Source organism: Enterococcus mundtii (assembly GCF_002813755.1).
GTDB lineage: Bacteria > Bacillota > Bacilli > Lactobacillales > Enterococcaceae > Enterococcus_B > Enterococcus_B mundtii.
In genome coordinates this window covers 1,753,350-1,777,131 of the sequence record NZ_CP018061.1, presented here as the reverse complement: position 1 = coordinate 1,777,131, position 23,782 = coordinate 1,753,350, and the positions used below count along the sequence as shown (strand labels likewise).

At 40.6% G+C, this 23,782-nt stretch carries 25 protein-coding genes; 23 read left to right on the top strand and 2 right to left on the bottom strand.

The features are described from left to right. Positions 1-10: 10 nt before the first annotated feature. From kdpB to EM4838_RS08295, 4 genes are read left to right on the top strand one after another with little or no spacing between them, the layout of a single operon-like run. Positions 11-2,041 carry a potassium-transporting ATPase subunit KdpB gene (kdpB, locus tag EM4838_RS08310; protein ID WP_071868012.1) on the top strand — a complete coding sequence of 677 codons (2,031 nt, stop codon included), beginning with the start codon at positions 11-13 and terminating at the stop codon, positions 2,039-2,041. Positions 2,042-2,077: 36 nt separating this feature from the next. Continuing rightward, on the top strand, positions 2,078-2,599 hold the full coding sequence (locus EM4838_RS08305) for a potassium-transporting ATPase subunit C (RefSeq protein ID WP_071868013.1): 522 nt from the start codon (positions 2,078-2,080) through the stop codon (positions 2,597-2,599). Positions 2,600-2,626: 27 nt separating this feature from the next. Beyond that, the gene (locus EM4838_RS08300; protein ID WP_071868014.1) at positions 2,627-5,251 is read left to right on the top strand and encodes a sensor histidine kinase; all 2,625 of its coding nucleotides are present in this window, start codon (positions 2,627-2,629) and stop codon (positions 5,249-5,251) included. Beyond that, positions 5,229-5,912: a response regulator transcription factor gene (locus EM4838_RS08295; protein ID WP_010735133.1), complete on the top strand. Its 684-nt coding sequence runs from the start codon at positions 5,229-5,231 to the stop codon at positions 5,910-5,912. Before EM4838_RS08300 ends, EM4838_RS08295 begins: the two co-directional genes overlap by 23 nt. A 153-nt stretch (positions 5,913-6,065) precedes the next feature. On the opposite strand, the gene EM4838_RS08290 is transcribed toward EM4838_RS08295, so the two are convergent. Then, entirely contained in the window at positions 6,066-7,022 is a 957-nt protein-coding gene (locus EM4838_RS08290; protein WP_023519887.1) for an iron-hydroxamate ABC transporter substrate-binding protein, read from the bottom strand. Positions 7,023-7,187: 165 nt separating this feature from the next. On the opposite strand from EM4838_RS08290, the gene EM4838_RS08285 reads away from it, so the two are divergent. The 14 genes from EM4838_RS08285 to EM4838_RS08225 all read left to right on the top strand — a co-directional run bounded on the left by EM4838_RS08285 (position 7,188) and on the right by EM4838_RS08225 (position 18,095). After that, positions 7,188-7,988 carry an ABC transporter ATP-binding protein gene (locus EM4838_RS08285; protein WP_023519886.1) on the top strand — a complete coding sequence of 267 codons (801 nt, stop codon included), beginning with the start codon at positions 7,188-7,190 and terminating at the stop codon, positions 7,986-7,988. Then, the gene (locus tag EM4838_RS08280) at positions 7,988-8,977 is read left to right on the top strand and encodes a FecCD family ABC transporter permease (RefSeq protein WP_065095551.1); all 990 of its coding nucleotides are present in this window, start codon (positions 7,988-7,990) and stop codon (positions 8,975-8,977) included. The genes EM4838_RS08285 and EM4838_RS08280 overlap by 1 nt, the downstream gene beginning before the upstream one ends. Continuing rightward, positions 8,974-9,978, top strand: a complete 1,005-nt coding sequence (locus EM4838_RS08275; RefSeq protein WP_065095550.1) for a FecCD family ABC transporter permease — start codon at positions 8,974-8,976, stop codon at positions 9,976-9,978. The genes EM4838_RS08280 and EM4838_RS08275 overlap by 4 nt, the downstream gene beginning before the upstream one ends. Positions 9,979-10,200: 222 nt before the next feature. Beyond that, positions 10,201-10,482 carry a TIGR04197 family type VII secretion effector gene (locus EM4838_RS08270; protein ID WP_086334828.1) on the top strand — a complete coding sequence of 94 codons (282 nt, stop codon included), beginning with the start codon at positions 10,201-10,203 and terminating at the stop codon, positions 10,480-10,482. After that, positions 10,482-10,829, top strand: coding sequence for a DUF3958 family protein (locus EM4838_RS08265; protein ID WP_086334752.1), 348 nt, complete (start codon positions 10,482-10,484; stop codon positions 10,827-10,829). The genes EM4838_RS08270 and EM4838_RS08265 overlap by 1 nt, the downstream gene beginning before the upstream one ends. Then, positions 10,826-11,236: a virulence protein gene (locus tag EM4838_RS16850; protein ID WP_233433725.1), complete on the top strand. Its 411-nt coding sequence runs from the start codon at positions 10,826-10,828 to the stop codon at positions 11,234-11,236. The genes EM4838_RS08265 and EM4838_RS16850 overlap by 4 nt, the downstream gene beginning before the upstream one ends. A gap of 30 nt (positions 11,237-11,266) precedes the next feature. Beyond that, on the top strand, positions 11,267-12,355 hold the full coding sequence (locus tag EM4838_RS08260; protein WP_233433724.1) for a transposase: 1,089 nt from the start codon (positions 11,267-11,269) through the stop codon (positions 12,353-12,355). Between the two features lie 5 nt (positions 12,356-12,360). Next, a complete protein-coding gene (locus EM4838_RS08255) occupies positions 12,361-12,717 on the top strand; it encodes a hypothetical protein (RefSeq protein WP_065096500.1) in 357 nt (118 codons plus the stop codon). 360 nt (positions 12,718-13,077) lie between these two features. Further along, a complete protein-coding gene (locus tag EM4838_RS08250) occupies positions 13,078-13,629 on the top strand; it encodes a 5-formyltetrahydrofolate cyclo-ligase (protein WP_065096499.1) in 552 nt (183 codons plus the stop codon). An 18-nt stretch (positions 13,630-13,647) separates the two neighbouring features. Continuing rightward, positions 13,648-14,352 carry a rhomboid family intramembrane serine protease gene (locus tag EM4838_RS08245; protein WP_065096498.1) on the top strand — a complete coding sequence of 235 codons (705 nt, stop codon included), beginning with the start codon at positions 13,648-13,650 and terminating at the stop codon, positions 14,350-14,352. Between the two features lie 19 nt (positions 14,353-14,371). Continuing rightward, positions 14,372-14,581, top strand: a complete 210-nt coding sequence (locus tag EM4838_RS08240; RefSeq protein WP_065096497.1) for a YqgQ family protein — start codon at positions 14,372-14,374, stop codon at positions 14,579-14,581. Positions 14,582-14,583: 2 nt separating this feature from the next. Continuing rightward, a complete protein-coding gene (locus EM4838_RS08235) occupies positions 14,584-15,549 on the top strand; it encodes an ROK family glucokinase (RefSeq protein WP_019723942.1) in 966 nt (321 codons plus the stop codon). A gap of 14 nt (positions 15,550-15,563) precedes the next feature. Further along, positions 15,564-15,959: a rhodanese-like domain-containing protein gene (locus EM4838_RS08230; protein WP_010735146.1), complete on the top strand. Its 396-nt coding sequence runs from the start codon at positions 15,564-15,566 to the stop codon at positions 15,957-15,959. Between the two features lie 333 nt (positions 15,960-16,292). Continuing rightward, positions 16,293-18,095, top strand: a complete 1,803-nt coding sequence (locus EM4838_RS08225; RefSeq protein WP_071867861.1) for an FAD/NAD(P)-binding protein — start codon at positions 16,293-16,295, stop codon at positions 18,093-18,095. A gap of 373 nt (positions 18,096-18,468) precedes the next feature. Here EM4838_RS08225 and EM4838_RS08220 read toward each other — a convergent pair whose 3' ends face one another. Further along, on the bottom strand, positions 18,469-18,636 hold the full coding sequence (locus tag EM4838_RS08220; RefSeq protein WP_010735150.1) for a DUF3042 family protein: 168 nt from the start codon (positions 18,634-18,636) through the stop codon (positions 18,469-18,471). Positions 18,637-18,883: 247 nt separating this feature from the next. Here EM4838_RS08220 and galE point away from each other — a divergent pair, with 247 nt between their 5' ends. From galE to rimI, 5 genes are all read left to right on the top strand, one after another. After that, positions 18,884-19,873, top strand: coding sequence for a UDP-glucose 4-epimerase GalE (galE, locus tag EM4838_RS08215; protein ID WP_071867862.1), 990 nt, complete (start codon positions 18,884-18,886; stop codon positions 19,871-19,873). 10 nt (positions 19,874-19,883) lie between these two features. Beyond that, positions 19,884-21,368: a UDP-glucose--hexose-1-phosphate uridylyltransferase gene (gene galT / locus EM4838_RS08210; RefSeq protein WP_071867863.1), complete on the top strand. Its 1,485-nt coding sequence runs from the start codon at positions 19,884-19,886 to the stop codon at positions 21,366-21,368. 29 nt (positions 21,369-21,397) lie between these two features. Continuing rightward, the gene (locus EM4838_RS08205; protein WP_071867864.1) at positions 21,398-22,393 is read left to right on the top strand and encodes a LacI family DNA-binding transcriptional regulator; all 996 of its coding nucleotides are present in this window, start codon (positions 21,398-21,400) and stop codon (positions 22,391-22,393) included. A gap of 134 nt (positions 22,394-22,527) precedes the next feature. Next, a complete protein-coding gene (gene tsaB, locus EM4838_RS08200) occupies positions 22,528-23,250 on the top strand; it encodes a tRNA (adenosine(37)-N6)-threonylcarbamoyltransferase complex dimerization subunit type 1 TsaB (RefSeq protein WP_065096442.1) in 723 nt (240 codons plus the stop codon). Next, positions 23,234-23,776 carry a ribosomal protein S18-alanine N-acetyltransferase gene (gene rimI / locus EM4838_RS08195; RefSeq protein WP_065096443.1) on the top strand — a complete coding sequence of 181 codons (543 nt, stop codon included), beginning with the start codon at positions 23,234-23,236 and terminating at the stop codon, positions 23,774-23,776. Before tsaB ends, rimI begins: the two co-directional genes overlap by 17 nt. The last annotated feature ends 6 nt before the right edge of the window (positions 23,777-23,782 follow it).

Below are 23,782 nucleotides of genomic sequence, written 5' to 3'. Positions count from 1 at the left end.
GCAAAATCAAATGAAAACTATTTATGTATGGGCAATCAAAGAAGCCTTTGTCAAATTAGACCCAAGACAACAAATCAAAAACCCAGTGATGTTCATGGTCTACATCGGAGCGATCTTAGCGACGATCCTTTGTTTTGAACAAACAACGGTGCCTTTATGGTTTACTATAACGATCACCTGTTTGTTATGGATCACTTTGTTGTTTGCAAATTTTGCCGAAGCAGTCGCAGAAGGTCGCGGAAAAGCGCAGGCAAATAGCTTGAAGCAAGCAAAAAAAGAAGTAGTCACTTATAAGATCAATCGCTTAGAAGACATTGAAAACCAAGAATTTATTGAGATCAAATCTTCTGATCTCAAAAAGGGGGATCTGATTTACGTAGTATCGGGTCAACAAATTCCGGCGGATGGTGATGTAATCGAAGGAGCTGCTTCAGTGGACGAAAGTGCCATTACAGGGGAATCAGCGCCAGTGATCCGTGAATCAGGGGGCGATCGAAGTGCCGTTACTGGTGGGACGACGGTGGTTTCTGATTACTTGGTGATCCGTGTGACATCCGAAAATGGGCACTCCTTTTTAGATCAAATGATTTCGATGGTGGAAGGGACACAACGAAAGAAAACCCCGAATGAGATCGGGTTACAAATCTTTTTGATCACGTTAACGATCATCTTTTTAGCGGTCTCTGTTAGTTTAGTTCCTTTTACCGAATTCAGTAGTCAGCTGTCAAGTAAAGGGGCGCCGATTGCGACGATCGTTGTCATTGCTTTATTCGTATGTTTAGCGCCAACGACGATCGGTGCATTGATTTCATCGATCGGGATTGCTGGAATGAGTCGGTTAACGAAAGAGAACGTGATCGCAATGAGTGGTCGTGCCATAGAAGCAGCGGGAGATGTTGATGTATTACTGTTAGATAAAACAGGAACGATTACTTTAGGAAATCGTCGGGCAAGTGAGTTTTTACCTGTCAATGGCGTCACAGAACAACAATTAGCTGATGCAGCACAGCTCTCATCTTTGGCAGATGAGACGGCAGAAGGCCGCAGTATTGTCATTTTAGCTAAAGAAAAATTTGCTTTGCGAGAACGCATTTTTGAAAAATCTGAAGTGAAATTCATTGATTTTAGTGCGCAAACCCGCATGAGCGGCATGGATTATCGTGGCGATCAGATTCGTAAAGGTGCCGCAGATACGATCAAGAAATATGTGCAGGCACGTGGTGGACAGTATCCAGAAGAATGTGATCAAATCGTCGCAAAAGTTGCCCAAGCTGGCGGAACTCCTTTGGTGGTTGTAAAAAATGATCAAGTGATGGGGGTCATTTATCTCAAAGATATTGTAAAAAATGGTGTACAGGAAAACTTCGCAGATATGCGTAAAATGGGGATCAAAACTATCATGATCACAGGAGACAATCCTTTGACAGCAGCGGCGATTGCGGCTGAGGCGGGGGTCGACGACTTTCTTGCAGAAGCAACACCTGAAAATAAAATGGATCTTATTCGTGACTATCAAGAAAAAGGCCATCTTGTAGCAATGACAGGGGATGGAACGAATGATGCGCCAGCATTAGCACAAGCGGATGTGGCAGTGGCGATGAATACAGGGACACAAGCAGCAAAAGAAGCGGGCAATATGATCGATTTAGATTCTAGTCCAACGAAGCTATTGAAGGTCGTACGTATCGGTAAACAATTATTGATGACTAGAGGTGCTTTGACCACGTTTAGTATTGCAAATGACGTCGCAAAATATTTTGCTGTGATCCCAGTCTTGTTTTATGGGATCTATCCCGAATTGGCCCAGTTGAATATCATGGCACTAGGTAGTCCTCTTACAGCGATTTTATCGGCTGTTATCTATAATGCAGTGATTATTGTCGCATTGATTCCTTTAGCGTTAAAAGGAGTCAAGTATACAGAAAAACCTGCCAGTCAAATTTTACGACACAATCTATTGGTATATGGATTAGGCGGTTTAATTGCCCCATTCATATTCATCAAACTGATCGATCTCGCTTTGAGCTTTTTCTTGATATAAAAAGAAAGACATTTTACAGAAAGAAGGAATTCACCTATGAAAAATATCCTTAGAGCACAGCTTAGTTTTTTATTCCTCAGCATACTACTCCTTGGTGGGCTATACACCTTCGCTGTTACTGGTATCGGTCAACTTTTCTTTGCCCAGCAAGCCAATGGTAGTCAGAGAGTTGTTTCAGGGAAGGTGGTCGGCTCTTCGTTGATTGGACAATCCTTTCAACAGGCAGCTTATTTTAATGGAAGAGGGCAAGACGTGACCCAACTTTCACCAACCTCATCGGAGCAAAAGAAATTAGTAGAAGATAAAACAGAATTGGCACAACAAAGCAATCAAACTACGGAGATCCCAATCGATCTAGTCACAAACTCTGCAAGCGGTGTTGATCCGCATATCAGTGTGGCAGCCGCAGAAAATCAAGTCTCTCGTATCGCTAAAGAGCGGGGACAAGACGTTGCCAAAATTCGTGCTATAATACAGGAAAAAGCACAGAAAGATTGGTTTTCAGATCGAATGTTTGTCAATGTGCTTGAATTGAATCTGTCACTTGATAACATGTAGGTGGCAGAGGGGTTAGGAGAAACAAAGATGGAAAGACAGGATGTTTCAGAAATGTTACACCAGCGTGAAAAAAGCCGAGGACGTCTACGGGTTTATTTTGGCTTTGCGGCGGGAGTCGGCAAGACTTATGCGATGCTGGCGGAAGCACAAGAGCTTAGCGTACTAGGTAAAGATATTGTGGTTGGCTACATCGAACCTCATGATCGCCCGGATACAAACCAATTATTAGAAGGATTACCACAGATTCCTTTAAAAGAAGTGACGTATAAGGGGCTGACTTTGAGTGAACCTAATATCGATGCCATTATCAAACGTCAGCCAGAAATCGTTTTGATCGATGAATTAGCCCATAGTAATGCGCCAGGATCAAGAAATCGCAAGCGATATCAAGATATCGAAGAATTATTGAATGCGGGGATCAATGTCCATACGACGATCAACGTCCAACATATTGAAAGCTTGAATGATATCGTTGAAGAAGTGACTGGGATCGAAGTAAAAGAAACGGTTCCGGATACGTTTTTCCAACAGGCGACATTGAAGGTCATCGATGTGGAACCAGATGAATTGATCGATCGTTTAGCGCAAGGGAAAATCTATGCCGATGAAAATGCAAAACGCGCCTTGCAGCACTTCTTTATTCCTAAAAAATTGGAACAGTTACGAGGTCTAGCGATCCAACGGGCTTCGGATCATATCAATCGTGTGATCGGTAAAACAAATGGTGTCCAAAGCAAACTAATCACGATCGTTCAAGATGCTTTCCCTAAAATGGCTGAGAAAAGTATTCGGTGGACTGCTCGGTTAGCTCAAGGCTTGGGGGCAGAATGGATCGTGCTATACATTCGTTCCGATGATCGTTTACAGGGGACGAATGACTTAGCGGAGAAACTTGGTGCAGAAGTCGTGGTGATCGAGGAGGATCATTCATTTGAAACAATCGTCGAATATGCTAAACTGGTCGGTGCAACCGATTTGATCATCGGTAAAAATTTGGCGAAACCGTGGACGGAGCGATTGTTTTCAGAAGAGCTGGATGTTCGATTGCTCAAACGATTGCCAGAAACTGAACTTCACTTGATTCCTTATAAAGAAAAACGTTCAACCATCCTTTCCCACTCCAAGAAACTAGTGGAAGGGGGAGGAAAAGATGTTGCGATTTCATTGATCTGTGTGTTCGTAGCAACGCTCTTGACTGAGGTGATGCAATATCTCCACTTCGGAGAACAAAACTTGATGTTGGTGTACATTTTCTTTATCTTACTTGTTGCCCGTTTGACCTCTGGCTATTTTTGGAGCGCATTATCTTCTATTTTAAGTGTCTTGGCTTTCAACTGGTTTTTTGTCGAGCCACTGTATTCCTTGACCGTATATAAACAAGGCTATCCGATTACTTTAGTCATCATGCTGATCGTTGCACTGATGATCAGTAATTTGATGGTTCGTCTGAAAAAACAGGCTGTCCATGCCAGAGAAAAAGAACAACAGATGGAAATTCTGTATGAACTGAACAAGCAATTTGTTTTAGCAGAAGACCAGCAACAAATCGTTGAATTATCTGCCACTTATTTAGGTAGACTATTGGATCGGGAAGTGATTTTCTTTGATAAACATGCCATCAAGCTAAGCCAATATACACCAAAAGATGCCCCATTTTTACTCGATCATCCAGAAGAAGCAGCAGTAGCTTATTGGACGGCTAAAAATCAAAAAGATTCAGGTTTTGGAACGGATACATTAAGTGGCGCAAAAGGTTTTTATTTACCGATTGTCGCAAACGGCAAGACGTTAGCCGTTTTAGGGATTCGTCGCAGTCGTGGGCTTCCAATCGAGGATAGTCAATTGAACTACTTACGGTTAGTGTTGACCCAACTCGCTGTTATCTTAGAGCAAACAGAGCTTAAGAATGAAAAAGAGCAAATCGAGTTAGAAAATGAGCGTGAAAAAGTCCGCAGTAATCTATTGCGTGCGATTTCCCATGATTTGCGTACACCGCTGACTGCGATTTCAGGGATTGCGGAAACACTCTTGCAGACAGATGAAGAGTTGAAACAAGCAACGCGCCAAAAATTGCTGACCGATATCCAGACAGAATCCCAATGGTTGATTCGCATGGTGGAGAATCTGTTGTCGATCACACGGATCAATATGGACACGATGCAAGTGAAAAAAACAACAGAACCGATTGAGGAAATCATCGAAGCAGTCTATGAACATGTCACAAAAGTTTATCCTGACAAGGAATTATTGGTTCATTTACCGACAGCGGTTTTATTTGTCGAAGTTGACCCTATCTTGATTGAGCAAGCGATGTTCAATCTGGTGGAAAATGCGTTTCGTCATGGATCGACACAAGGGCAAGTAGAAGTCAGCGTGTTTCAAGAGGGACAACAGGTCATTTGCGAAGTGAAGAATGATGGTGAAATCTCATTGAAGCAATATGAAAAAATCCAGATGAATCTATCCAATGAAGAAGAAGTACCAATTGATTCAAAAAATGGTCTTGGCATTGGATTAAGTATTGTCAAAACCATCATCCATGCCCATAATGGGAAATTAGAGATGGCTGTATCAGAAGGGAAAACAGTGGTTCGCATCTATTTGAACAAGAGTGAGGAGGTGACGTTACATGAGGAAAGTACTATTGATTGAAGATGACCCAACGATCACTGATTTTATGGAAGTCGTGTTGGCAAAAGAACATTATCACGTTACGATTGCCACAACAGGCATGGAAGCTTTGCATGTGTTCCAAGAAGATTCCTTTGACTTGATTTTGCTCGATTTAGGTTTGCCAGACATTGATGGTATCGAATTATTGAAAATCATTCGTAAACGACTGGCTACACCGTTGATCGTGATCTCAGCGCGAAACAACGAGCATGAAAAAGTCAAAGCCCTCGATCTCGGTGCTGATGATTACGTCACTAAGCCTTTTGGGATGAACGAATTGCTTGCTAGGATCAGAACCGCTTTTCGTCATCGTAAACAAGAGGAATTACCTTCAGTCATCACCAATGGTGAATTGACTTTGGACACAGAAAGCCAGCTGTTGACCAAAGCAGGAGAACCGATTCATCTCACTAAGAATGAATATCGCATTTTGCTTGTATTATTCCAACACCTTGGGAAGGTCGTCACTTATCGCGTATTAACATCAGAAGTTTGGGGGCCTTATGGAACAGATTCCCAAGTGTTGCGAGTGAATATGTCAAACATTCGGAAAAAAATCGAGAAAAATACCATTCGTCCAGAATATTTGATCACTGAGATCGGAGTTGGCTATCGGTTACGTGATTACCGAAATTCTTAGTAAGCGACAAACAAATTGAATATCGAATAAAACGACAATCACCGAAGAATTTAACCTCTTGGTGATTGTCGTTTTTCGATGTGCTGTTTACCAGCTAGCACATGGAACACTTCTTTTATTTACAGCGCAAGCCAAATTGTGGTTTTCACGTTTTTACTTTAGCTCGCCTTTGATATCATCGATCATTTGACGACTAGCGATTGGTCCATTATATAACCAGCTAGAAGTTGGACCAAATTCGAACACTTGCCCCGCTTTGACTGCTTTCAGATTTTGCCAAGTGGGTTCATTGAACATCGCTGCTTGTTCATCACTATTGACTAAGATGATATAGTCTGCGTCTAATTCAGCTAATTTTTCTGATGAAACAGCTGACCAATCAGAGGTTGCCTCTTTTGATACTTCTTCCACTAAAGATGGCACACCGAATTGTAGATCTTCATAAACGATGCGACCACTTGAACGATTCTGGCTGACCATAAAGGCAGAGTTGTTCGTGACCCATAAGACGGCCGCTGTTTTCCCATCGATCTGATCACTCAATTCTTCTCGTGTTTCTTTCGCGTAATCTTGATAATCTTGAATGATTTCCTCTGCTTTGTCCTCTTTATTCAATACTTTGCCAATGTCTTGCAACTGTTCTTCCCATGTGACATCGGTACCATTTTTAACAACATAGGTTGGAGCAATTTTACTATATTGCTCGTATTTGCCGCCTTCAACAGTGGCTGAAGAAGAAATCAATAATAAATCAGGTTCAAAACTTAACACATTTTCATAGGGTAGATCATAGGAGATAGTTGGGACATCTTTCAGATCATCTTGTAAATAATCTTGGATCGAACCACTGCCGACTGTCCATTGAGCAACCGGGGTTTCACCTAACGCAACAAGATAATCCTCTAAATAACTGCCGATGATCCGCTTGGGTTGGTTAGGTATTTCAACTGAATGTCCTAATGTATCTGTCAAGGTATGCGTACCATTATCAGCAGTAGTCGATGATGCAGTTGTTTCTTCGGTTGTGGATGAGCCTGGCGAGCAAGCACTAAGTAATCCCACCAAAAGTAATGCGCTAGAGATTGTGAATAGTTTATTTTTAAGTCTCATGTCTTTCCTCCGATCGTAATTGAGAATGTTTCTCAATTGCTATTATTCCCCAAGAAAAGGGCGCTGTCAACTCTTTTTACTAACGTAAACGACGAAATTTGTGCTTGACGAATTTGTGAAGTACCGTCATAATTGAGAATGATTTTCAATGAGAGGGGGAAGTATATGTCTAGATTAAATGCAGTTGAAATTACTACCGGTTACCCCAACAAAACGATAATTGAAAATTTGTCTGTCGCTATACCAGAAGGGAAAATCACCAGTTTGATTGGCCCAAACGGCAGTGGTAAGTCTACATTATTAAAAAGCTTTACCCGCATACTTCCTGTAAAAAACGGCAAAATATTAGTCAACGATCGTGACTTGACGACCTATCATTCGAAAGAACTAGCTCGGAAACTTGCCTTACTAGCCCAAACGAGTGAATACCCATTAGGAATGACAGTTGAAGAAGTCGTTTCTTACGGTAGATATCCCTATCAAAAACTATTCAGTGGCATGGATGATCAAGATCTGCAGGCCATTGAGTGGGCATTGACAGCGACGGATCTGATCTCGCTAAAAGATCGAGACTTAGCGAGTTTATCCGGAGGTCAAGCCCAACGAGTCTGGATTGCGATGGCGTTAGCTCAAGAAGCAGATATCTTGATCCTTGATGAACCAACAACTTTTTTAGATCCTGCGCATCAACTGGAGATCTTAGATTTACTGAAAGAAATCAACCGAATGAAAAAAACAACGATTTTGATGTCGATCCATGACATCAATCATGCCTCCCGCTTTTCCGATTATTTAGTCGCAATGAAAGAAGGGCGATTAATCGTCAATGGGACCCCAGAACAAGTCATCACGAAAGAATGGATGAGAGAGATTTTTGAGATCGAAGCACAAATCGTTCAATTACCTGAAACAAATAAACCTGTCTTTTTAACATATGATCTCATCAAGAAACCGGAGGGAAAATGATGAGGAAAGGGAAAAAAATAAATACCCTGTGGCTGCTTCTGTTATTGGCAATCATTGTCTTCTTTTTTGCTTTGTATAATGGTGCTTCTACAGTTAAAGGCAATGAAGTCTGGCAGGCGTTGTTCCAGTTCGATCCGACTGATCAAGCCCAGCAGATCATTCGTAATATCCGTCTGCCTCGGGTCATCGGAGCATTTATTGTGGGCAGTTGTTTCGCCCTCAGTGGCGCTTTGATGCAAGGGGTAACGCGAAACAACTTGGCAGATTCAGGATTGTTAGGAATCAATGCAGGTGCGTCGTTAGCCATGGCATTTAGCTTTGCTTTTTTACCTAAAGCTTCGCCGTTTTCAATTTTTCTACTATCATTGCTCGGGTCGTTGATCGTGACGATGACGGTTCTAGGTTTCTTTAGTTTTTCAAAAATCGGACTCAGCACCATGCAGATGATTTTAGCCGGTGTGGCGATCAGTTCTTTTTTTACGGCAATCAGCCAAGCACTGACCCAGTTATTTAATCTACAACAAGATTTGACTTTTTGGTTTGTTGGCGGTGCGGCTAATATTACTTGGCAACAGTTGCTCGTTCTTTCTCCTATCTATTTAGTGGCGGTTATTGGCTCTTTTCTATTAGGAAAGTCGATTTCCCTGATCCATTTGAGTGAATCCCATGCGATCGCCTTAGGAGGACATCCACAGCGCACACGGGTCTTGGTTTTCATCTTTGTTTCGATCTTAGCAGCGTTAGCTGTTTCTTTAGTTGGGCCCGTCTCATTTATTGGTTTGATGGTTCCACCTGTTGTTCGTGGCTTTGTCGGTACGGATTATCGGTATGTCTTGCCAGCTTCATTTATCGCTGGGGGAATCTTAGTCATGTTAGCAGACTTTGTGGCACGAATGATCAATCCACCTTTTGAAACACCATTTGGCTTAGTCATCTCCTTGATCGGTGTCCCTTTCTTATTAGTACAAGTTAGGAGGGAACGCGTGTGAAAAAAATATATTGGGGGATTGGCCTGTTACTATTTTTATGGCTTGTGACTGCGGGAATCAGTTTAATGATCGGTACACCGTTTCTTTATATTGACCAATTGATCGATGTCGCAGTTGGTAGAGGAACACAGGTCCAACAATTGGTTCTGACAGAATTTCGCTTGCCCCGACTATTGATCAGTTTATTCGCAGGTTCCTGTCTAGGAATCGCTGGCTATCTTTTGCAAGGAGTAACTAGAAACCCATTAGCCGATTCAAGTATTTTAGGCATCAATTCCGGTGCAGGCTTTTTCGTGATGCTATATTTAGGCTTTTTTACTAGCCATGCGTCACCTTTCTTGTTGCTTTTCGTTGCCTTTCTAGGCGGCACGCTTGCTGCATGTCTAGTCTATTTTGTTGCCTATCAGCGTTCGGGACAAGTGGCGATGAATCGCTTGCTCCTTTCAGGTATCGCTGTGAATGCCGGCTTTTCTGCGGCAATGTTATTAAGTACGATAAAGATATCAAAAGAAAATTATGGCTTTGTAAACGCTTGGTTAGCAGGTTCGATCTGGGGCGCCAGTTGGCCTTATGTCACTGCCTTTTTGCCATGGGTACTTATTCTGATCCCTTTAGCGTTTTTCTATAGTCGCAGGATTGGTCTTTTATCCTTTGGACCAGAACGTGCGCAAAGCTTAGGACTGAATGTGTCACGAAGTCAGTCAGTTTTATTACTGCTTGCTGTTGGTTTAGCCTGTGGCAGTGTGGCTGTCGCAGGTAGCTTGTCCTTTGTGGGGTTACTCGCACCGCATGCTGCCAAAATCATTGTACGTAAAGAAAATCAGTTGACCCTCCTTTTTAGTGGTTTGTTCGGAGGATTATTTGTCAACATTGCTGATATTCTTGCGCGCGTCATTTTGCCAGATGGAGAAGTACCTACAGGAATTCTGATTGCTGTCTTGGGCGCGCCGTATTTTCTTTATTTATTATTTTACATTCAAAAGAAACAACTATCCGTATAAGATAAGAGCAGAATGTTGGAATCAGTTTGGATAGCATAGAGGAACACTGAAGGAGATTTTTCCTTCAGTGTTTTTTAGTCCATTGAGAAATACCTTCAACAACCAGATAAGAAATAAAGTAACAAGACCTATCTAATAGAATTCTCACCCACCGAGAGGTTATGTATTGTTATAATGAATATGTAAACGTTCTATCTAAACATTATGGTAAAGGAGGAAGTTATGGCCACATTCAGCAGTAATTCTCAACAAGCCCAACAGTCCACTTCAAGAATCACCAGTGCAACCAGCCCTTTAAACCAAGCATCATCGCTTCAAAATGACACACGCACCACGCTAATTGGCAATCAAGACATTCAAAGTAGCATAACGTCCGCTAAAAACTCAGCCAATCAAATTGCCTCAGCCATCTCAGGCGCTGCTAATCAATTGCAAACTGCTGCTCAAGGATTTTCTACACTAGACACTCAGTTAAGTCGAGATCTTTTTAAGGAGAGACGCTAATGAATCAATGGACAAATCTTGATACCGAGGAAACGTTGCTGCAAGCAAAAAGAGAAGAACAGGAAAAGAAAATGAAACAACTTGATGCCTGCCGTTCAGATTACCAGAATCACTTTAAAGAAATCGGAAACTTCTTATTTCGATTACAATTGTCTTACCAGAAATCGAATACCTTTACGTCCATCGAAACATTCACCTCGGAGTTTTCACATCAAAGTAGGCGATTGATGAATGGCTTTGATGAATGCCAACATTACGAAATGATCCAACAACAAAAAATCACGCAAAAGCTTGATGAGATTAGCTTTGAGAAAAGAAAAATTTTGTTGGAGGATCAAAACACATGAGTATCGATATGTATCTTTCGGATTCCTTAGCCCAAGCCACGAGCGCCAGTCACTTCTGCCAAAAACAAGTCACTGATTACCAAAATCTCCAACAAGCCATCACTCAATTCACTTTACAAACGCCCAATCTCCAAGGGAAAACCTACGACGCTGCGAAAGCCTATTTTTCCCAAGTACTTTACCCACTCGTCCAAGGAGGAATCTTACTCTCCGAAGCGGTCGAAAAAGCAGCAAAACGATTTCCACAGGAATACATAAATCAAGTTGATTCCATCAGCTTGAAACAATCCGAATTAGAAGCACAGATTCGCCAAATGAATCAGTATATCACTCAAGCCGAGGGAATAAGACAATTGCTTCTTTCACCTCATATGCCAGAAGAACATCAAAGCTTTCAACTCAGTTAGAATACGTTGTTACTCACGATGTATCATGATTTGAAACACAAACTGGAAGAAAAACTCCAAAAACTCTTAGCTTACAACCAAAGCTCCGCGCAATTTTTTACAGAAATCAAAAGTCTCGAACAAGCAGTCAATCAAGGACTTGCTCAAACGAAAACTGCTTGGAATAGCCAAACGAAAACATTCTCTATGCCAAAAGATTTGTCCTGGACAACTACGATCCAAGACAAATGGCAACAAGCAGACAACGAGAAAAAAGGCATCGATCCAACTAAAAACAAAGAACTAGAAAAGTACAACGTCTATGCTCTCATTATTCACGATAACGAGGGCAACCCACGTGTCTTTTGGAAAATCGAAGACAAGCAATCAGGCTACGGCATCGTGAATCCCGAGCTGTATCAATATGTCACGAAAGTAGGTCACTACTTAGACCCTGAACTGATCCAATTCATGACGTACGATACCTACCAAGAGAAAGTCAATGCAGCATGGCGTCAAGGTGTCAATTACGAAACCGGCGAAAAACTAGACCCACTCTTAGGCAGTATTGTCTCTACCTCGCAATACGTCAAAGACGGCTACACATGGATCAATGAATCCGAACTCGGTCAAGCCTTGATGGTATTAGGCTTTACTTACGCCTCATACAAAGTATTGACGACTACTGGTGTGAAACAGGTGGAGAATGGTAAGATTGAGGAGGTGGGTGGTGGAAATATACCAAAGCTATCCACGCTAACTGAAGCAGAGAAACTTAAAATTGCAAATCAATATAAGAAAACAGCACCTATAGATATTCCTGATAACGTAAAAATTAATGCCAAGACAATGAATGCTGGTTATGAACAGATTACTTATAAGTGGAATGATGGTGAATTTAAGTATGAAGTGAGGTGGCATACAAGAACTCCAGGAGCACCTGTAGAACAGGGCAATACATGGGTTATCCAAAGAATACTACCTGGAAATGGAGGGAACAAGCCCCAAAATTTTTTCAAAATTGGTGATAATGAATGGGTAGAAGCGTATAAATGGTATGATGCTATAAATGCAAGAAAAAAAGGAAATGCTACTACAGAACAAATTATAATTTTGGAAAAAGGTCATTGGAAGGAGTGAATGGTATGATTGACAATAAGTTTTATGAAGGTTTTGAAGGAGAAGCAGAGCTTTCTTTTGTAGCTGATGGCAATAAACTTATAATTTGGAACGGGTATTTTGATACAATTTTAGATCACTTATTAGATTGTAATTTAGAAAAAAAGGGGATTTTGAAAGAATACTTTCATCATGAGGGATGGTATGATGATTCACCGTGGTTAATCAAAGATAAATCCCTTATTATTGAACAATTAAAATGTTTTGATATCAACAAAATCAATCAAACCTCAATGAAAGATAGCTTGGAAGAAGTAGTTCAAGCAATTGTTTTATTTTTAGAACACAATTACTTAAGTAAAATCTATATCAACTACGAATAATAAAAGATAGAAATTATAGATGGTAAAAATTCTCTATTCATGAATTATTAAGTTGAAAATTGAAAAACAAATATAAACAAAAAAATCATTCGCATCACTAGTGTTCATCTAGTCTGTGAATGATTTTTCTTCTGCCGTATACATCAAGAAAGAGTAAACTTTATTCATCGATTCCACATAAACTATAATGATTTTCAGTGTTATCTAACGAATGAATGATTGACGATTGTTAACATCAAATGGGGATAGATCGATGTCCTAACTAAAATTAGACAGAACAAATCCAAAAATCTAAAAAGTTAAATTGCTATTTTCTCCGTTTTCCGCTACCATTTTAACAGAAGGTAGGCAGGTGATTATTTGGGACACGAAAAGCAGAAAAAAGAACAGCTCCGTCAATTTGGCATTAATGAACTTAAAAAAATTGCTGCAAGTGGCTATAAAAAAGAAAAAGAACAAAAAATCTATAAGCAATTGTTTGCAACCGAGTATTGGAAACAGGCGCAAGTCATCGGTATAACTCTTTCAAATGAATTTGAAATAGATACACGACCGTTGATCGAACAAGCGAGAGCTTCAGGGAAAATCGTTGTGATCCCTAAGACATTGCCGAAACGTCAAATGGCATTTTATGAGTTCTCTGAGAACACAGTATTGGAACGTTCAAGTTTTGGTGTGTTAGAACCTGTTTCAACGCATCTTTATGAGGCAACGATGATCGATTTATTGATCGTCCCAGGAATCATCTTTCATCCAGATGGGTACAGAATCGGTTTTGGTGGAGGGTACTATGATCGCTATCTGAAAGAGTATCCGCATCAAACGTGCAGCTTGACGTTCAAAGAGATGATTCATAATGATTGGGAACCAGAAGACTTTGATAAGAAAATCCAACATTTATTGAACGACTAAAAAAACAAGGGGGTATATATGAAAGTAAATCGGCAGCAACAATTCAAATTAAAATCTTGGCTCGATGGGCCATTTTTAACACAGATTTTTTTAGTGATCCAAACAATCGTCTTTTTCGCAATGGAGGTATTACCTGGTAATAGCGTGGCTTTTGAACTAGGCATGTCTGGCCAGCATATTGCCTACCTACATGAATGGTGGCGTTTGATCACACCAATATTTATTCATTTTGGGATGATGCATTTTGTACTGAACTCTGTCGTCTTGTATTTTATGGGTTCACAAATCGAAACGGTATACGGTCATTGGCGCTTTTTCTTGATTTATTTACTTAGTGGTATCATGGGAAATGTGACCAGTTTTGCCTTCAATGAAATGAATGTGTTATCTGGTGGGGCAAGTACATCGCTTTTTGGTTTATTTGGTGCATTATTTGTTCTAGGTATTCATTACAAAAATGATTATGTGGTAAAACAGCTGGTACGCCGTTACATGATATTCATTGTTTTTTCTTTTATATTCGGTATATCAGATACCTCAGTGGATATCTGGGGACATGTGGGTGGCTTGATCGGAGGTTTCCTGATAGGGAATCTATTAGGATTACCAAATCGATCCAATGATTACTCGATCCATCATCGTATTATATCGTCGATCGTTTTTCTCTTTCTTTTTATAATATGTGTTTTAGTGGGTTTAAAAAATTATGGAATACTTGTATAATGTGAAGGAAGTGCTTTAAATGGAAAGCTTATACGACGTACAACAGCTATTCAAGAGGTTTGGTATCTATATTTATGTGGGCGCACGGATTTATGATATTGAATTGATGACGATCGAATTACGTAAGCTTTATGATAATCATTTGATCGATCACGAAACATATATGACTGCGTGGCACATCTTAAAAAGAGAACACCGAATCGAAGAGAGCAGAAAGAAAGGAATTTGATCATGGACAAAAAAATTATTGGGATTGATTTAGGTGGAACAACAGCAAAATTTGCGATCTTGACACCTGACGGAGAAATTCAACAGAAATGGAGTATCGATACCAATATTTTGGATGATGGCAAACACATTATTCCTGAAATCATTGAATCTATCAATCATCGTCTGAACTTATACGGTATGAAAGCTGAAGACTTTATCGGTATCGGTATGGGGACACCAGGGACAGTCGACAGCGAAGCTGGTACAGTGATTGGTGCGTACAATTTAAACTGGCGCGAGCTTCAATTTGTCAAAAAAATGATTGAAGAAGGAACGGGCATCAAATTTGCCATCGATAATGACGCCAATGTCGCAGCACTAGGCGAACGTTGGAAAGGTGCAGGCGAAAATGATCCTGATGTCGTATTCATCACTCTAGGTACAGGTGTTGGTGGCGGTATCGTGGCGGATGGTCATTTACTTCATGGTGTGACTGGAGCCGCTGGAGAAGTAGGACACATTACGATCGATCCAAATGGATTCGAATGTACTTGTGGCAAACGTGGTTGTTTAGAAACTGTCTCAAGTGCGACAGGTGTCGTTCGAGTGGCCCGTCATTTGGCAGAAGAATATGCCGGTGATTCACGCTTGAAAGCGATGCTTGATAATGGTGAAGAAGTAACAAGTAAAGATGTTTTTGAATTAGCAGAAGCAGATGATCCATTTGGTTTGATGGTGGTCGATCGTGTCTGTCTATATCTAGGACTAGCTTGCGGGAATTTAGGAAACACGTTGAATCCATCAAGTATTGTCATCGGTGGAGGTGTATCAGCTGCGGGAGAATTTTTACGCAGTCGTGTGGAGAAATACTTCAAAGAATTTACCTTCCCACAAGTGAGAGAATCAACAAAAATCAAATTAGCTGAATTAGGAAATGAAGCAGGCGTCATCGGTGCTGCCTCATTAGCCTTGAAATATGCTGAATAAAGTGGAGGCACGACATGGTTTTATGGATTATTAACATCATTTTATTACTGATCATCTTAGCTATCGTATTTTGGGAAGTTTACTTACGAGTAATGGCTAAACGTTCTGCAACAATGCTTGAAGAAGAAGAATTTCGTGAAGGAATGCGTCGTGCACAAGTCATCGATGTTCGTGAAAAAGATGTCTTTGACGCGGGTCATATTTTAGGCGCTAGAAATATTCCTTATACAGTGCTAAAAAATTCACTTGGTTCGATTCGTAAAGACCAACCGGTTTATATTTATGATCAAAAGAAAAGTTTGAGTATTCGTACAGCTAACCAACTGCGTAAAGCAGGCTACCAAGATATCTATATCTTAAAAGGTGGCTATGATGGTTGGTCAGGTAAAATCAAAAGTAAAAAAATCTAACGAGGAGTCTTGTACTTCTTATGTTACCTTAGTAGCAACAAGAATAAGAGCGGTTATTCGCTCTTTTTTCTTGTTGTTTTTTCTTATTGCAGAAAAATTATGCTATGATGGAATGAGAGGATATAACAAAGGTAGTCAGCACCAAGTATTTTCCTAAATTCGGTTTTTTGATTTACGGATGTGATTTGGAAATCAGTTGTTCACAGAATGAAAAACATGAAGAACTGTTGCTCCTTAGTGAGTTAGCCAAGTAAATCATTGTAGCGCGTATTGAGTGAAATCAAGAGAAAAGATGCGTGATAACCAAGCAAATACATATAGGTAGGTGGATAGATGAGAATTGGGATCATCGGGGCAGGTCCTCGTGGACTTAGCATGTTAGAGCGTTTACTCTATAATCAACAAGAAGAAGATATTGAGATCCTCCTTTTTGATCCAAGTGGAATCGGTGGCAAGGTTTGGCGAGTCGATCAGCCAAAAGAAGTACTGATGAATTCATTGGCGTCACAAGTGACGATGTTTACGGATGAGACATTAAGTAGTGGCGGCGTGGTCGCTAACGGAGTGAATCTTTATCAATGGGCGAAAGAATTTGCTCCTTCTTATCTTAGTAAGACAACTATCAAAGAAAAAGAAGCGTTTTTGTGTGAAGCAGCTAATTTATTAGAAAACCAACCAACAAGTCGTCGCTTTTTTGGCGTCTATCTCCAATGGTTTTACGCGCGTCTACAAGAACGATTTTCTGATCGTTTCAATTATATACAAGAATTAGTCATCGAAGCCACCAAGAAAGAGAAACAATTCATTCTACAAACTAAAGACGAAGCCTATGTGGTGGACCATCTGATCCTAGCAACGGGTCATTGGGAACATGAACGAACGTCAGAAGAAAGACAATTAAGTGAGTATGCGGCTGAGCATCACTTATTTTACCAAGGACCAGCTAATCCAGCCGATGTTGATTTATCGATGATCCCTGCCCAAGAACCGGTGTTTGTTCGGGGGTTAGGACTCTGTTTTTTCGATTATATCGGTTTGTTGACACAACAACGAGGCGGTCGCTTTGAAGAATTGGAAGGTCGATTGGTTTATCGTCCGTCGGGAGAAGAGCCTATCGTCTATTGTGGCTCTCGGCGAGGGTTACCTTACTATCCCCATGGACGCAACCAGAAAAAAGTTGGCGAGGTGGCACAGCCAGTTATTCTGACGCAAGAACGATTAAATACGTACTATCGGACCCAAAAACTGACTGGACAAGATTTCTTTGCGGACTTAAAAAAAGATCTCGAATTGTTCTATTATAAAAAAGTGATTGAGGAACATGGGTTGTCGATTGCTCTCAGCGAATTTCAAGAAGTCTTTCTTGGAGCTACAGAAAAGGAATGGCTGCAAAAATATCCTGCATTAGCAAACCATTTGTGGTCTTGGAACCTACTTGATCACTTGACCGACCACACGTTACCCTATCCACAAATGAGTCGGAGATATATCGAAGATCAAATCAATGAAGCGCAAAAAGGGAATGTGGACGGTCCATTGATTGCGACGTTGGATGCATTGAAAGATTGGCGAAACATGGTGCATCAAGCAATGCTATGGGAAGTTTTTTCTGCAAAAGAATATAAAGAAGTATTGTGGCAATGGTTCAATACGTTTGATGCTTTTTTTACTATTGGTCCGCCTTTACGAAGAGCCCAGGAATTAGCAGCATTAATCGATGCAGGGATTTTTCATTTGGTGGAACCTCCTTTTACTTTTATAGGAAAGGACAAGAGATTTCACCTGGAACCAGAAGGGCTTTCAAGTAGCTATCTAATTGAGGCACGATTACCAAAAAATGACTTACGAACAACGAGAAATCCAGCCTTGATCAGTCTACGTGATGCCCAGGTCCTTCAGCCATTTCAGTTGCATGATCCAAGTGGCGATTTCGTTTCTGGTGCGGTAGCGATCGAACGAGAAAGTTCACGTGTGATCGATGCACATGGGGAAGTACAAAACAATTTGTATTGTATCGGCATCCCAACAGAAGGGGTAGAATGGTTAACAGCCTCCGTTCCGAGACCCCATGTCGATTTTTGGAATCTTAGACAAATTGATCGTATCGCACAACTGATTTTAGCAGAAAAATCATAAAAAGAACGTTCCTTCAGGAGAGTGGGACATTAGTTCTCTCCCACCAACTAAATCCGAATAAACGGCGGGAACAGAAGTAACCTCTTCGGAAATAAGGTGCCATCCACAAAAATTTGAAGAACACTTTTCGTGGATGGCGCCTTATTTCTCGAGGCTAAACACTTCTGTCCCGACCTCTTGTAGGAACGTTCTTTTTGGATAGCACGAGGGAGATAGAAGAAACGCGACTGTGCTATTCGTCAGCTTCCATTCCTGTCGTAACTTAAAAATGTGAGTTTTAGAAAAAACTTGTTAGAAATAAAAAAACCCAAAAAATTGCAGAACAATTTTTGGGTTTTTCGTTTTTGAAGCTGAATGCTTCAATCACTCGTTCTTATCGTGATACACGTTTTCTCATTGCTTTTTTACGATTTTCTTCAATCATTGCTTCTTTTTCGTCGATTGGGTCGATGACTGTTTTCTTTACAGAAGTTACTAAACCAGCCACAGCTGCTACAGTAGCCAAGCTACCTACTAAGATACCTGATACAAATTTTTTCATAATGATTCACCTCATTTATCTATTTGACACTTCTATTATGAAGCAAAACCAGGAAAAACGCTAGTCTTTCGTTTTTTTATTTGAAACCCTTTACAATAAAATGTTGAAAAAATTTACTAAATGTTTTATTATAAATTTACTAAATAAAATGAAAGAAGGTTTTGTCAAAAAAAAGTCCCTGTTTTCTGGTCTTCACTTTTGTTAAAATAAATAACGAATATAATTATATGGATAAAGGAGTCTTAACATGACAATTTTAGTATTAGGCGGAGCAGGCTATATTGGTTCCCATGCCGTCGATCAATTAATTGAAAAGGGCTATGATGTAGCAGTCGTGGATAATCTTTTGACAGGCCATCGTCAAGCAGTTCATACTGATGCACGTTTTTATGAAGGCGATATTCGTGACAAAGAATTTCTACGCGGAGTTTTCCAAAAAGAAACGATTGAGGGCGTCTTGCACTTTGCAGCGAGCTCGTTAGTCGGTGAATCAGTTGAAAAACCCTTAGTCTACTTCAATAATAATGTTTATGGCATGCAAGTATTATTAGAAGTAATGCACGAGTTTGATGTGAAACGGATCGTCTTTTCTTCCACAGCTGCGACTTACGGTGAGCCAAAAGAATCGCCGATCACTGAGGGGTCACCAACGAATCCGAAAAATCCTTATGGTGAAAGCAAACTGATGATGGAAAAAATGATGAAGTGGTGTGACGAAGCATATGGCATGCGTTATGTGGCTTTACGCTATTTTAATGTAGCAGGAGCTAAGAGTGATGCGTCGATCGGCGAAGATCATACCCCTGAAACCCATTTAGTCCCCATCATTTTACAAGTAGCTTTAGGCCAACGAGAATCATTAGCGGTCTATGGCGATGATTATGATACCCCAGACGGAACATGTATCAGAGATTATGTACAAGTGGAAGATTTGATTGCTGCGCATATTTTAGCATTGGAATATTTAAAAGCTGGAAATGAAAGCAACTTCTTCAACTTGGGAAGTAATAAAGGTTATTCAGTCACAGAGATGCTAGAAGCAGCACGAGAAGTCACAGGCCGTGATATCCCTGCAAAAATCGCACCACGAAGAGCGGGTGATCCAAGTCGTTTAGTAGCTTCAAGTGAAAAAGCGAGAGCAATCCTTGGCTGGGCACCTGAATATACAGATGTGAAAGAAATCATCAAAACTGCTTGGGCATGGCATGAAAGCCATCCTAACGGGTATGAAAAGTAGGTGGAAGAAAATGACGATTAGTCAAACAATTGCAGATTTTGTCACATTAGCAATCGCTTCTGGTGGTTGGATGGAAATGGACCGTATCTACTTACAAAATCGTATTTTAGGTCTTATTGGCGAAGAAGCCGGCGACTCTTTTGAAGTACGTCCAGTGCAAGAAGAATCGGTCGATCTATTGAATCGTTTAGTTGAACAAGCAAAAGAAAATGGCTTGGTGACGGATGTAACAGCTGACCGAGAAATATTTGAGGCACAATTGATGGATTTCTTGACGCCACCACCTTCTGTTGTCAATGCTTTTTTTGCTCAACATTATTCAAAAAGTCCAGAAGAAGCGACGGATTATTTTTATCAGTTGAGCCGCAACAATGACTATATCAAAACACGAGCCATCGCAAAAAATATCGTGTATACTTATCCGTCTGAATACGGAGACTTGGAAATCACGATCAATCTATCTAAACCTGAAAAAGATCCAAAACAAATCGCTGCAGAAAGAAAAGCGGTGCAAGTTGATTACCCATCGTGTATGTTATGTATGGAAAATGAAGGGTACAAAGGAAGATTGAATTACCCAGCACGAACCAATCATCGAATCATCCGAATGAACTTAGACGGAGAAAGTTGGGGATTTCAGTATTCGCCTTATGCCTACTACAATGAACACTCGATCATTTTATCAGAAGAACATCGACCAATGCGCATCACAAAAGAAACGTTTGCTCGGTTGTTGAAGATCACTGAAGTCTTACCACACTATTTCGTAGGTTCAAATGCTGATTTGCCGATCGTTGGTGGATCGATCCTTTCACATGACCATTATCAAGCAGGGCGTCATGAATTTCCGATGGCGAAAGCGCCGATGGAGAAATTGATCAAGCTAGGCGAGTATCCACAGGTGATTGCAGGGATCGTCAAATGGCCGATGTCTGTGATCCGTTTACAGTCGCCCGATAAAGATTTATTAGTAGAAGCAGCGGATGCAGTCTTAAACAAATGGCAGAACTATTCAGATGAATCAGTATCAGTCATCGCCTATTCAGCAGATGGTACGCCACATCACACGATCACGCCGATTGTTCGTCGCAGAGAGGATTACTTTGAAATCGACTTAGTATTGCGCGACAACAATGTGTCCGAAGAACATCCTGAAGGGATTTTCCATCCTCATCGTGATATCCAACATATCAAAAAAGAAAATATTGGCTTGATCGAAGTGATGGGGTTGGCCGTCTTGCCACCACGCTTAAAACCAGAATTGGAAGAAGTGAAGCAATATCTACTGGGTGAAGAAAATCAACTCGCGGACTATCATCGTGAATGGGCAGAACAGCTAAAACAAGCAAATCCTGATTTGACTGAAGAGACTGCGACAGTTGTTATCCAAAATGCTGTTGGGCAAGTCTTCGCCAGAGTTTTAGAAGATGCCGGCGTCTTCAAACGGGACGAACAAGGAAGAGCTGCGTTCTTGCGCTTTACTGAAACATTATAAGCATCGGTCAGTTACAGGAGGGGAAACGAATGGCCACAATCAAAGATATTGCTCAGTTGGCGGGAGTTTCTCCTGCCACTGTCTCAAGAGTGCTGAATTATGATGAGAAATTGTCAGTAGGCATGGAAACGAAACAAAAAATTTTTGAAGCAGCTGAACACTTGAATTATAAAAAACATCATAAGAATCTAGCCTCTGAAAAACAAACGATCAAATTGATCCAATGGTATGATACACAAGAAGAATTAGAAGATCTTTATTATCTTTCTATACGCTTAGGAATCGAAAAAAAAGCGGAGGAAGCGAATATTCGCCTGATCAAGGAAACCTGGGATGCCATTAGTGAGCAATCTGCAGATGGAACGATTGCTTTAGGAAAGTTTGACGAAGAGCAATTGAAAGAATTGAAACGTACGCAAGAAAACCTTTTACTTGTCGATTCAGATGGCACAAGATTTGGCATCGATTCTTTAGTCGTTGATTTTGAGTCGAGTCTTCGCTTAGTGATGGATCATTTCTTACAAGAAGAAGTCAAACAACTCGTGATGATAGCCGGAAAAGAGTACACGAAGCAACACCGAACACCGGTGACTGATCCTAGAACGGCAATTTTTCAAAAACTGATCAGTGAAGAAAAGAACCTCTCAGGAAAAATCATTGAAGCGGATTTTTCAGTGGAGGCAGGATATCAAGCTGTTCATGATTTTTTATTGCAAGAAAAGGAATTACCTGATGCGTTGTTTGCTGCGAATGATGCGTTAGCAATTGGTGCATTGAAGGCAATCAAAGAAGTAGGATTGACTATTCCGCAAGATATCTCAGTGATTGGCTTCAACGATATCAGTGTGGCAAAGTATGTCTCACCACCCCTCTCTACAGTCAAAGTGTACACCGAATGGATGGGGGAGTTGGCAGTTGAGACATTGACCCAGTTAATCCATAGTACTGCACCGGTTGCAAGAAAAATCACGATCGCGACAGAACTAATTTTACGAGAATCAACAAAACAAGCTACGATCAAATAGACGATTATCAACCTTAGTAAAGGGGTGGGAATTTCAACAGCGGCGAGAGCCAAACTTGATTTTTCCTCCCCTTTTTTACCTCGAAGTATGCTACAATGATAAACGACATTAGAGTAGTAGAAGGGAACGGTCAAATGATTACATTAGGGATCGATACAGCAAATCAAACCTTAGCTGTTGGCGTATTGGAAGACGAAACAGTGTTAGGTCAAATCCAAATCAATAGAAAGAAAAATCATAGTCTGACGTTGATGCCAGCGTTGGATCAATTGATCTCAGATTGCCAACTCACACCAGAACAAATCGATCGAATTGCTGTGTCAAGTGGTCCAGGCTCTTATACAGGATTGAGAATCGGTGTCACAACTGCCAAGACATTAGCATATACTTTAAATAAAGAATTGGTTGGTGTTTCCAGTCTTGCTGTACTTGCAGCAAATTGCGTAGGAATCGAAGGAATCATTGTACCGATGTTTGATGCGAGAAGAAAAAATGTTTATGCTGGTGCCTATCGCTGGCATCATGGAACATTAGAAAACGTTCTAGAAGACACCCATATTGCTTTTGTAGAATTAACCGAAAAATTAAAACAAATGGATGGATCGATCACTTTTGTCGGTAGCGATTGCCACAAATTCAACTCAGAAATCGCTCAATCAATACCTGATGCTAAGTGTAACTCCTTGCCACTTTGGGATATTCCTAGTGGAGTTGTCGTCGCGCAATTAGGGGCTTCAAGTAATCCGGTCAACGATATCCAAGCCTTCTTACCACGTTACTTAAAACGAGTGGAAGCAGAAGAAAAATGGTTGGAGACACATACGCCAGGAGAAGAAAGCTATGTTGAAAAAATTTAAAGCCTATCTACGGACCATGCTTCAAGAAAAAGCAGATTATCCAGAGAAAACGATCACTGTTGGCGAAAAGCAATATCAATTACGAGAGTTGACAGTTGAGGATGTCAAGGCGTTGTTAAGTATCGAACGGGAAGTTTATTTAGGGGAATTACCTTGGACAAAAAGTGCATTCATCTCAGAGCTGACTTCCCCATTCATGACTTTATATTTAGGGATATTCGATCGAGAAGAATTATTCGGCTTTGTTGGATCTAGAGTATTAGGACTCGATTGCCATCTCACGAACATTGCGGTCAGTCCGAGTTACCAACGGCAGCGTATCGGCACCTATTTAATCAACGAGATCGAGACATTCGCACGGATGAATCAATGCGAGACCATGTCATTAGAAGTACGGATCAGTAATCAGAATGCCCAACGCTTATACAGAAAACTAGGCTTCCAATCGAGAAAAGTAAAAAAAGGGTATTATACAGAAACGAATGAAGATGCCTTAGATATGGTAAAACTATTAAAAGAAGAGTGAAATAAA

What these genes read in the sequence shown, in the direction of transcription:
- kdpB (WP_071868012.1), top strand. Translation starts at nt 11, where the DNA reads ATGAAAACTATTTATGTATGGGCAATCAAAGAAGCCTTTGTCAAATTA.
- EM4838_RS08305 (WP_071868013.1), top strand. Translation starts at nt 2,078, where the DNA reads ATGAAAAATATCCTTAGAGCACAGCTTAGTTTTTTATTCCTCAGCATA.
- EM4838_RS08300 (WP_071868014.1), top strand. Translation starts at nt 2,627, where the DNA reads ATGGAAAGACAGGATGTTTCAGAAATGTTACACCAGCGTGAAAAAAGC.
- EM4838_RS08295 (WP_010735133.1), top strand. Translation starts at nt 5,229, where the DNA reads ATGAGGAAAGTACTATTGATTGAAGATGACCCAACGATCACTGATTTT.
- EM4838_RS08290 (WP_023519887.1), bottom strand. Translation starts at nt 7,022, where the DNA reads ATGAGACTTAAAAATAAACTATTCACAATCTCTAGCGCATTACTTTTG.
- EM4838_RS08285 (WP_023519886.1), top strand. Translation starts at nt 7,188, where the DNA reads ATGTCTAGATTAAATGCAGTTGAAATTACTACCGGTTACCCCAACAAA.
- EM4838_RS08280 (WP_065095551.1), top strand. Translation starts at nt 7,988, where the DNA reads ATGAGGAAAGGGAAAAAAATAAATACCCTGTGGCTGCTTCTGTTATTG.
- EM4838_RS08270 (WP_086334828.1), top strand. Translation starts at nt 10,201, where the DNA reads ATGGCCACATTCAGCAGTAATTCTCAACAAGCCCAACAGTCCACTTCA.
- EM4838_RS08265 (WP_086334752.1), top strand. Translation starts at nt 10,482, where the DNA reads ATGAATCAATGGACAAATCTTGATACCGAGGAAACGTTGCTGCAAGCA.
- EM4838_RS16850 (WP_233433725.1), top strand. Translation starts at nt 10,826, where the DNA reads ATGAGTATCGATATGTATCTTTCGGATTCCTTAGCCCAAGCCACGAGC.
- EM4838_RS08255 (WP_065096500.1), top strand. Translation starts at nt 12,361, where the DNA reads ATGATTGACAATAAGTTTTATGAAGGTTTTGAAGGAGAAGCAGAGCTT.
- EM4838_RS08245 (WP_065096498.1), top strand. Translation starts at nt 13,648, where the DNA reads ATGAAAGTAAATCGGCAGCAACAATTCAAATTAAAATCTTGGCTCGAT.
- EM4838_RS08240 (WP_065096497.1), top strand. Translation starts at nt 14,372, where the DNA reads ATGGAAAGCTTATACGACGTACAACAGCTATTCAAGAGGTTTGGTATC.
- EM4838_RS08235 (WP_019723942.1), top strand. Translation starts at nt 14,584, where the DNA reads ATGGACAAAAAAATTATTGGGATTGATTTAGGTGGAACAACAGCAAAA.
- EM4838_RS08230 (WP_010735146.1), top strand. Translation starts at nt 15,564, where the DNA reads ATGGTTTTATGGATTATTAACATCATTTTATTACTGATCATCTTAGCT.
- EM4838_RS08225 (WP_071867861.1), top strand. Translation starts at nt 16,293, where the DNA reads ATGAGAATTGGGATCATCGGGGCAGGTCCTCGTGGACTTAGCATGTTA.
- EM4838_RS08220 (WP_010735150.1), bottom strand. Translation starts at nt 18,636, where the DNA reads ATGAAAAAATTTGTATCAGGTATCTTAGTAGGTAGCTTGGCTACTGTA.
- galE (WP_071867862.1), top strand. Translation starts at nt 18,884, where the DNA reads ATGACAATTTTAGTATTAGGCGGAGCAGGCTATATTGGTTCCCATGCC.
- galT (WP_071867863.1), top strand. Translation starts at nt 19,884, where the DNA reads ATGACGATTAGTCAAACAATTGCAGATTTTGTCACATTAGCAATCGCT.
- EM4838_RS08205 (WP_071867864.1), top strand. Translation starts at nt 21,398, where the DNA reads ATGGCCACAATCAAAGATATTGCTCAGTTGGCGGGAGTTTCTCCTGCC.
- tsaB (WP_065096442.1), top strand. Translation starts at nt 22,528, where the DNA reads ATGATTACATTAGGGATCGATACAGCAAATCAAACCTTAGCTGTTGGC.
- rimI (WP_065096443.1), top strand. Translation starts at nt 23,234, where the DNA reads ATGTTGAAAAAATTTAAAGCCTATCTACGGACCATGCTTCAAGAAAAA.